Here is a 7,630-nt window from a genome sequence, read left to right as displayed (position 1 = left end):
GGTCCGGCGCGTCGCGCACCGGACCGGCCCCTTCCGTACGTCTGCGCGCGGCTACGCGCTGAGCGGGAACTGCTCGCCCAGCTCGCGGAAGACCGCGCCGTTGAAGTCGAAGGCGCGCTTGCACTCGTCGATGATGCGCTGCTTCTCCAGGTCGTCCGCGACGATCGCGTCCAGCAGCTCGCGGTACGTCCGCTTGAAGGCGGCCGGGTTCGCGATGTCCGCGAAGACGTAGAACCGCACGCCGTCGCCCTTGCGCTCGAAGCCCCAGGTGCGCTCCGCCTTGTCCCGGATGATCTGGCCGCCGGAGAGGTCGCCCAGGTACCGGGTGTAGTGGTGGGCGACGTACCCGCCGGGCCAGTCGGCCGCGCACCGCGCCACGCGGGCGGCGTACGCCTCGGTCGCGGGCAGCGCCACCACCGACTCCCGCCAGTCCGGGCCGATCAGGTGCGCCAGGTCCCGCTCGATCTCGGCGACGCGCATCAGCTCGGGCTGGATGAACGGCCCCGCGACCGGGTCCTCCCGGAGCGCGTCGGCCGCGTCCTCCAGTGCCCGGTACACGAACCAGAGCTGCTCGGTGTAGCGGGTGTAGGCGTCCACCCCGAGCCGGCCGCCGAGCAGGTCGCTCATGAAGGTGGAGGTCTCGGCTTCGGTGTGCTGCTCGTGCGAGGCGACGCGGATGACCGTGGAGAAGGCGTCCAAGGCGGACCTCCGAAGAAGAGGAATCGGGCGCGGCGGCACGCTGCCGTCACGCCCGATCTTCCTACTTAGGTTTGCCTAAGTCAATGTGTTCCCGACGTCCTGTCGGTAAAAAAACGGGCGCCCGCGCACCCGCTCCCGCTAGGGGAGGGTCAGGATCTCCGTCCCCGTGTCGGTCACCACCAGGGTGTGCTCGAACTGCGCGGTGCGCTTGCGGTCCTTCGTGACGACCGTCCAGCCGTCCTCCCACATGTCGTACTCGTGGGTGCCCAGCGTCAGCATCGGCTCGATGGTGAAGGTCATGCCGGGCTCGATGACGGTGGTGGCGTGCGGGCTGTCGTAGTGCGGGACGATCAGCCCGGAGTGGAAGGACGAGTTGATGCCGTGCCCGGTGAAGTCACGGACCACGCCGTAGCCGAACCGCTTCGCGTACGACTCGATGACCCGGCCGATCACGTTGATCTGGCGGCCCGGCTTGACCGCCTTGATGGCCCGGTTCAGCGCCTCGCGGGTGCGCTCCACCAGCAGCCGCGACTCCTCGTCCACCTCGCCGCACAGGTACGTGGCGTTGTTGTCGCCGTGCACCCCGCCGATGTACGCGGTCACGTCGAGGTTCACGATGTCGCCGTCCTTGAGGACGGTCGAGTCGGGGATCCCGTGGCAGATGACCTCGTTGAGCGAGGAGCACAGGGACTTCGGGAAGCCCCGGTAGCCCAGCGTCGACGGGTAGGCGCCGTGGTCGCACATGTACTCGTGCGCGACCCGGTCCAGCTCGTCGGTGGTCACCCCCGGGGCGATGTGCTTGGCGGCCTCCTCCATCGCCTGGGCGGCGATCCGGCCGGCGATGCGCATCGCCTCGATGGTCTCGGCCGACTGCACCTCCGGTCCGGTGTACGGCGTGGGCATGGGCTTGCCCACGTACTCGGGCCGGCGGATGTTTCCGGGAACGGAACGGACGGGAGAGAGCTCGCCTGGTACGAGCAGCGACTGGCCAGACATGCAAGCGAGTGTATCCAGCGGGTATGGGGCAGCATGGCGACAGAGGAAGGAGCCGACGATGGCCCTGTTCAAGAAGCGCCAGGTGGGCAAGCCGGGCGAATGGTACTACTGCCTGGTCCACAACAAGGTCGAAGAGGGCCCGGAGTGTCCGGCCAAGGACCGCTTCGGCCCGTACGCCACGCCCGAGGAGGCGAGCCACGCCATGGAGACGGCGCAGGAGCGCAACCTCGAATGGCAGAACGACCCCAACTGGAACGACAAGACCCGCGAGGACGAAGAGGGCACGACGCCCTAGGCCTCGTCCGGCCCCTTCACCAGCGGCTGGGCGGCGGCGCGGTCAGCTGGTCGGCCAGCCGCGCCAGCCGGTCCCGCAGCCGCCCTGGCCCCCGCCGCACCGGCAGGCCGTTCTCCCCGGCGGCGGCGCTGACCAGGTGCTGCACCGTGTCCAGGTCCAGCTCGGAGGTGGCGGCGGGCACCGACAGCGCCTCGTGCGCCAGCGTGCCCAGGTCCGGATCCCCGCCGTCCAGCGACAGTACGGTCGCCCCCGCGCGCCGGGCGTCGTGGACCCGCTCCAGCAGCCCCCCGCCCGGCCCCTCGGGCGCCACCACCAGCAGCGTGTGCCCGCGCCGGGCCGCCTCCAGCCGGCTCAGCCCGACGGAGAGGTGCGCGGGCTCACCCGGCCGCACGTGGTGGCGCACCAGCGTCGGCGCCAGCTCCGGCAGCCCCGACCAGGCGGCCTCGTCCACCAGGTGCGCCGCCAGGTGCCAGGGCTCGTACTGCTCGGTCCCCACCAGCAGCAGCCGCCCGGCGGAGGGCACCACGGCACGCCGCAGCGCCCCCGCGAACCGCCGGGCCTCGCCCGGCCACTGCGTCCCGGCGAGCACCTCGCGCAGCAGCGCGACCCTCACGGCGTCCATGGCGGCATCCTGCCGCACGGAGGGGGCGCCCGGGGGCGCGAGCGGCGGTGTCACCCACCCGGCCGATCCCTTCGACTGTGGCGTACTCGGCAGTACGCTCGCCCCCATGACTTCCTCTGACAGCACGCAGAAGCCGCCCGCCAAGGACCCCTGGGACCTCCCGGACGTGTCCGGCCTGGTCGTCGGCGTCCTCGGCGGCACCGGGGACCAGGGCCGGGGCCTCGCCTACCGGCTCGCCCGGGCCGGCCAGAAGGTGATCATCGGCTCCCGCGCCGCCGACCGGGCCCGGACGGCCGCCGCCGAGCTGGGCCTCGGGGTGGAGGGCGCCGACAACGCCGAGTGCGCCCGCCGCAGCGACATCGTGATCATCGCCGTGCCCTGGGAAGGCCACGCCAAGACCCTCGAAGCCCTCCGCGAGGACCTCGCGGGCAAGCTCGTCGTGGACTGCGTCAACCCGCTCGGCTTCGACAAGCAGGGCGCCTACGCCCTCCAGGTCGAGGAGGGCAGCGCCGCCCAGCAGGCCGCCGCCCTGCTCCCGGACTCCCGCGTCACCGCCGCCTTCCACCACCTCTCCGCCGTCCTCCTCCAGGACGCCTCGGTGGAGGAGATCGACACCGACGTGATGGTCCTCGGCGAATCCCGCGCCGACACCGACCTCGTCCAGGCCCTCGCGGCCCGCATCCCCGGCATGCGCGGCGTCTTCGCGGGCCGACTGCGGGGCGCCCACCAGGTCGAAGCCATGGTCGCCAACCTGATCTCCACGAACCGCCGCTACAAGGCCCACGCGGGCCTCCGCCTCACGGACCTCTAACCTCCCCCGGCGGGGCCCCGGCCCCGCCGGAGGCACGGTCAGCCGCGGCGGCTGCCCGGACGCTGCCCCTCGACGGCGCCCAGGTGCGCCACCACCCCGTGGTAGAAGCGCTCCACGGCGTCGTCGACGCTCCGGATGAACCCGGACTCCGCGTTGCCCCGCGTATTGCCCATCCCCTTGATGAGCGACAGCCGGAACCCGGTGAGCTGCGCACCGTCCCTGGGCAGCAGGTCCGCCGGCTCGGGCCGCAGCCGCTCCAGCGTCCCGCGGGGCCCGTTCGCCCCCTCGACGAGGCTCTCGACGTGCAGGTCGGCGGGGGCCTCGGCCAGCAGCCGCAACAGCCGCTTCGCCGTGGCCAGCGGGTACGAGCCCGACGGCGCCGGGACGTCCACCGAGGTGCGGACCTTCGCCGTACGCAGGTCCGCCGTCACCGCGATGACCCTGCTCGTCCCGTCGATCCGCAGCTCCGCCGCCAGCCGGCCCTCCGCGCACAGCGACTCGCCCGCGGCGGCCCGCCGCTCCAGCGGGTCACTGCCGCGCCGCGCACGCTGCACCGGTAGCGCCTTCTGCCCCAGCTCCCCGCCCAGGCGCAGGCACACCTGGCGGATGAGCCGCTCCCAGCTCTCGACGACCTCCACGGCGCGCGGATCGCCGAGGCTGAGGGTCTCGTCCTCGATGCCCTTGCGCACGGGGACCCAGGCGGGCCCCATGTTCTGGAACCCGTGGCAGCCGGAGTTCTCGTGCTGGAGGTACTCCAGGAGCTCCTGGAGCAGCCAGGCGTGAGCGGCGTTGCCCACCCCTTCGTGGCGGATCAGCATCTGCGCCTGGTGGGCCACCTCCGCCCACGACAGGTGCCAGAGGCTCACCTTGTGCTTGCGCCGGCCGTCGATCTTGACCTCGACCATCGGGGCGCCTTCGAGCGCCACGTCGTTGGAGAGCGTGATCACGGCTTCGTAGCCGCGGCGCGCGGCGATGTCCATGTACTCCTGGACCTGCTCGGCCTTGAGCGGATTCCCGTTGGTCTTCGTCTCGACCAGTGCCGTCCACAGCTTGCCCGCGCGCTCGACCCGGATCACGCCGTCCGGGCGCCGCGGGGTCTCGCCGTGGGGCAGCGACACCTCGGTGAAGGTCTGCATCCGCCCCGCGGGCGCCCCGAAACCGGCGGTGAGCCGGCGGCCCAGCTCGGGAACCTGCGCCATGACCGACAGCAGCACCGAGGTCGCGCGTACCTCCCTCTCCTTGTCGCTCTTGAGGGAGGGGACCGGGAACAGCCGCGCGGGACGCCAGGAGTCGTTCTCGGCGAGGGACTTCCCGGGCACCTTGGGGAGCGTGACCTTCTTCCTGGTCGTACGAGGACTCCGGCCGCGGGTCTGCGCCGGAACGGCGGACTGCGCCGCGGCCGACGCAGCCGCCGGGGGCGGCTCCGGTACGGCGACGGCCGTGGCGGACGTCGTCTCCCCGACGGGGCCGGGGCCCCCGGCGCCCAGGGTCTTCGCGGCCCCTTCGGCTTCCTCCGTGGCCTCCGTGGCCTCCGTGGTCTCGGCGTCCTCCAGGACCGCGATGCCGAAGTCGGTCGCGAGCCCGGCGAGCCCCGTCTCGTACCCCTGCCCCACGGCACGGAACTTCCACTCCTCGCCCCGCCGGTACAGCTCCCCGAAGATGAACGCCGTCTCCACCCCGGCGTCATCGATGGAGAACCCGACGAGCGGCTCACCGGACCGGTCCGCGATTGTCATCCGCAGGTCGTCCAGGTCCCCGAACCGCGCGCCCCCGTACTGGCTGGCCGCCACGACGATCCGTGCCACGCCGTCCGGGACCGCCGTCAGGTCGAGGCTGATGCGGTCCTCGTCACCGTTCTCCGTCGGCGTCTTGCCCAGCAGCTGCACGCTGCCGTCGTCGGCGGCGGGATGGTTGTAGAAGTAGAAGTCGTTCTCTCCGCGGACCTTGCCGTTCTCGTCCAGCAACAGGACGGAGACGTCCGCGTCGCCGGCCCCCGAGGCACTGGTCCAGCTCAGGCTCACGACGACCGAGCCCGCGTCCTCGCTGAGGGCGGCCAGGCTGACGTTCGCGCCCTTCGGGATTTCCCGCATGTGATGTCCCCCCACGTGTGCCGGACCGCCCGTACGCGACGGTGGCCTGGCTGTTGTTCTCTCGCACGACGTGTACGGCGAGCCCCGGGCGAACCGTAACGGGAAGCCGTGCGGAAGATCAGGTGAAGGGGGAAAAGACTCCCGGCACGGATGAGGGACACTGGTGGGGCTCGACCCCGTCTTGTGTTGCCGAGGAGCTGTTCCGGATGCCCCGCCTTGCCGTGTTCGCCGTTGTCGTCTGCGTCCTCGCCGTGGCCGCCGCCGTGGTCGCCTTCGTGGAGGGCAGCTTCCTCGGGATCGTGTGGGTGCTGCTGGCCGGGCTGACGTCCAACATGGCCTGGTTCTACGTACGCAAGGCCAGGGCCGAGAAGCGGCGGCAGCCGGCCGGCTAGGTGCCGGGGGCCGTGCAGAAGGCGTCCGTGTCCTGCCAGAAGCGGTACAGGGCACGGCCGCAGTACGTCTCCAGGTCCGAGACGCCCAGCCCGCGCAGGATGCCGTCGACCGCGCCGAAGAAGAACGCGTTCACCTCCGGGATCCACAGCAGCGCGAACACCCCGATCAGGGCGAAGGGCGCCAGCGGCGCGAGTTCGCGGCGGACCCGGTGGGAGAGCCAGGGCTCGATCACCCCGTAGCCGTCCAGGCCCGGGACCGGCAGGAAGTTCAGGATCGCCGCCGAGACCTGGAGCAGGGCGAGGAACGCCAGCGCGAAGCGGAACTCGAGCGGGACCCCGTCGAGGGCGTCCAGCCAGAACGGCGCGGTGCAGATGACGGCGAAGGCCACGTTGGTCAGCGGGCCCGCGGCCGAGACCAGGCTGTGCTTCCAGCGGCCCCGGATCCGGTCCCGCTCGATGTACACCGCCCCGCCGGGCAGGCCCAGCCCGCCCAGGATCACGAAGACCACCGGCAGCACGATGCTGAGCAGCGCGTGCGTGTACTTCAGGGGGTTCAGGGTCAGGTAGCCCTTCGCGCCGACCGTGATGTCCCCGCCGTGCAGGGCGGTGCGGGCGTGCGCGTACTCGTGCAGGCAGAGCGAGACGACCCATGCCGCCGTGACGAAGAGGAACACGGCCAGCCCCGGGCTGGAGGCGTATCCGGTCCACACCGCCCAGCCGGTGACCGCCATGACGGCGACGATGCCGAGGAATACGGAACTGATCTGCCGCTCGCCGCGGCTGCCCTGGTGACCCATGCGGCGAAACCTATCCCGGTGGTCGGGGCCGGTGGGAGGTCGGGGGCGGGGACAATGGGCCGGTGCGCTACGTGATTCTCGGCACCGCCCAGGCCGCCCACGACGACGGGACCACCGTCGCCGTCGGAGGCGCGCGCCTGCGGGCGCTCCTGACCGCGCTCGCGCTGCGCCCCGGCCGGGCGGTGCCGGTGGCGCTGCTCGTCGCCGAGGTCTGGGACGGCGAACCGCCCGCCGAGGCGGTGCCCGCGCTGCAGGCACTGGTGGGGCGGCTGCGGCGGGCGCTGGGGCATGCGGCGGTGCGGTCCGTCGAGGGCGGCTACCTGCTGGAGGCGCGGCGGGAGGACGTCGACGCCTTCCGCTTCGAGCGGCTCGTGCGGGCCGCCGCGGAGGCGCCGGATCCGGGGCGGGCGGCGGCCCTGTACGACGAGGCCCTCGCGCTGTGGCGGGGCCCCGCGCTGGCCTCCCTGCCCGAGGCGGAGGCGGAGTCCGCGCGGTGGGAAGCCGTACGGATGGACGCGCGCCGGGGCCGGCTCGGCGCGGCCGTGGCCCTGGGCGAGGCGGAGCGGGCCCTGCCGGAGCTGGCCGAACTGTGCGCCCGCCGCCCCCTGGACGAACCCCTGCAGGCCCTCCGCATCCAGGCCCTCCGCGCGGCGGGCCGCCCGGCGGAAGCCCTGGCCGCCTACGAAACGGTCCGCCGCGACCTCGCCACCCGCCTGGGCACCACCCCGGGCCCCCACCTCACATCCCTCCACGCCGAACTCCTGTCCCCGCCGACCCCGCCCCCGTCTGTCCTGGGAGTCCCGGGTCCGTCCGCCCCGGCTCCGGGAGGGCCGGCTGCGGCAGCGTCGGCTCCGGGGGCTCCGGCTCCGGGCTCCGCCGTACCGGTCCCGCCCGCCGCGGCCCCGGCGCCCGGGAACCCGGCCCCGTG

9 protein-coding genes are annotated in these 7,630 nt (G+C 73.0%); 4 read left to right on the top strand and 5 right to left on the bottom strand.

From position 1 onward, the window contains the following. Window positions 1-51 precede the first annotated feature (51 nt). Together ACFV0Q_RS35220 and map are read right to left on the bottom strand one after the other, a co-directional pair. Window positions 52-699, bottom strand: coding sequence for a heme oxygenase (biliverdin-producing) (locus ACFV0Q_RS35220; protein WP_385011143.1), 648 nt, complete (start codon window positions 697-699; stop codon window positions 52-54). A 138-nt stretch (window positions 700-837) separates the two neighbouring features. Beyond that, window positions 838-1,695 (bottom strand): type I methionyl aminopeptidase, encoded by an 858-nt coding sequence (gene map, locus ACFV0Q_RS35215; RefSeq protein WP_385011141.1) that lies wholly within the window; start codon window positions 1,693-1,695, stop codon window positions 838-840. Window positions 1,696-1,753: 58 nt separating this feature from the next. Between map and ACFV0Q_RS35210 the strand changes: the two genes are divergently transcribed. After that, window positions 1,754-1,990, top strand: a complete 237-nt coding sequence (locus ACFV0Q_RS35210; RefSeq protein WP_385011139.1) for a hypothetical protein — start codon at window positions 1,754-1,756, stop codon at window positions 1,988-1,990. Window positions 1,991-2,006: 16 nt separating this feature from the next. Here ACFV0Q_RS35210 and ACFV0Q_RS35205 read toward each other — a convergent pair whose 3' ends face one another. Continuing rightward, window positions 2,007-2,612 carry a hypothetical protein gene (locus ACFV0Q_RS35205; RefSeq protein WP_385011137.1) on the bottom strand — a complete coding sequence of 202 codons (606 nt, stop codon included), beginning with the start codon at window positions 2,610-2,612 and terminating at the stop codon, window positions 2,007-2,009. A gap of 106 nt (window positions 2,613-2,718) precedes the next feature. Between ACFV0Q_RS35205 and npdG the strand changes: the two genes are divergently transcribed. Beyond that, window positions 2,719-3,423, top strand: coding sequence for an NADPH-dependent F420 reductase (npdG, locus tag ACFV0Q_RS35200; protein ID WP_385011135.1), 705 nt, complete (start codon window positions 2,719-2,721; stop codon window positions 3,421-3,423). Between the two features lie 38 nt (window positions 3,424-3,461). Here npdG and ACFV0Q_RS35195 read toward each other — a convergent pair whose 3' ends face one another. Continuing rightward, entirely contained in the window at window positions 3,462-5,513 is a 2,052-nt protein-coding gene (locus ACFV0Q_RS35195) for a TerD family protein (RefSeq protein WP_385011134.1), read from the bottom strand. A gap of 206 nt (window positions 5,514-5,719) precedes the next feature. On the opposite strand from ACFV0Q_RS35195, the gene ACFV0Q_RS35190 reads away from it, so the two are divergent. Further along, window positions 5,720-5,905 carry a hypothetical protein gene (locus ACFV0Q_RS35190; RefSeq protein WP_385011133.1) on the top strand — a complete coding sequence of 62 codons (186 nt, stop codon included), beginning with the start codon at window positions 5,720-5,722 and terminating at the stop codon, window positions 5,903-5,905. Here the strand turns inward: ACFV0Q_RS35190 and ACFV0Q_RS35185 are convergent. Then, window positions 5,902-6,702 carry a site-2 protease family protein gene (locus tag ACFV0Q_RS35185; protein ID WP_385011131.1) on the bottom strand — a complete coding sequence of 267 codons (801 nt, stop codon included), beginning with the start codon at window positions 6,700-6,702 and terminating at the stop codon, window positions 5,902-5,904. The genes ACFV0Q_RS35190 and ACFV0Q_RS35185 overlap by 4 nt on opposite strands. Window positions 6,703-6,764: 62 nt before the next feature. Between ACFV0Q_RS35185 and ACFV0Q_RS35180 the strand changes: the two genes are divergently transcribed. After that, window positions 6,765-7,630: BTAD domain-containing putative transcriptional regulator (locus tag ACFV0Q_RS35180; protein WP_385011130.1), on the top strand; the 866-nt coding region annotated here is incomplete at its 3' end.

It is taken from the genome of Streptomyces sp. NPDC059564, assembly GCF_042735575.1.
GTDB lineage: Bacteria > Actinomycetota > Actinomycetes > Streptomycetales > Streptomycetaceae > Streptomyces.
Note: the sequence above shows the minus strand (reverse complement) of the source record. Positions and strands in the feature narration are given on the sequence as shown.

What these genes read in the sequence shown, in the direction of transcription:
- map (WP_385011141.1), bottom strand. Translation starts at nt 1,695, where the DNA reads ATGTCTGGCCAGTCGCTGCTCGTACCAGGCGAGCTCTCTCCCGTCCGT.
- ACFV0Q_RS35210 (WP_385011139.1), top strand. Translation starts at nt 1,754, where the DNA reads ATGGCCCTGTTCAAGAAGCGCCAGGTGGGCAAGCCGGGCGAATGGTAC.
- ACFV0Q_RS35205 (WP_385011137.1), bottom strand. Translation starts at nt 2,612, where the DNA reads ATGGACGCCGTGAGGGTCGCGCTGCTGCGCGAGGTGCTCGCCGGGACG.
- npdG (WP_385011135.1), top strand. Translation starts at nt 2,719, where the DNA reads ATGACTTCCTCTGACAGCACGCAGAAGCCGCCCGCCAAGGACCCCTGG.
- ACFV0Q_RS35195 (WP_385011134.1), bottom strand. Translation starts at nt 5,513, where the DNA reads ATGCGGGAAATCCCGAAGGGCGCGAACGTCAGCCTGGCCGCCCTCAGC.
- ACFV0Q_RS35190 (WP_385011133.1), top strand. Translation starts at nt 5,720, where the DNA reads ATGCCCCGCCTTGCCGTGTTCGCCGTTGTCGTCTGCGTCCTCGCCGTG.
- ACFV0Q_RS35185 (WP_385011131.1), bottom strand. Translation starts at nt 6,702, where the DNA reads ATGGGTCACCAGGGCAGCCGCGGCGAGCGGCAGATCAGTTCCGTATTC.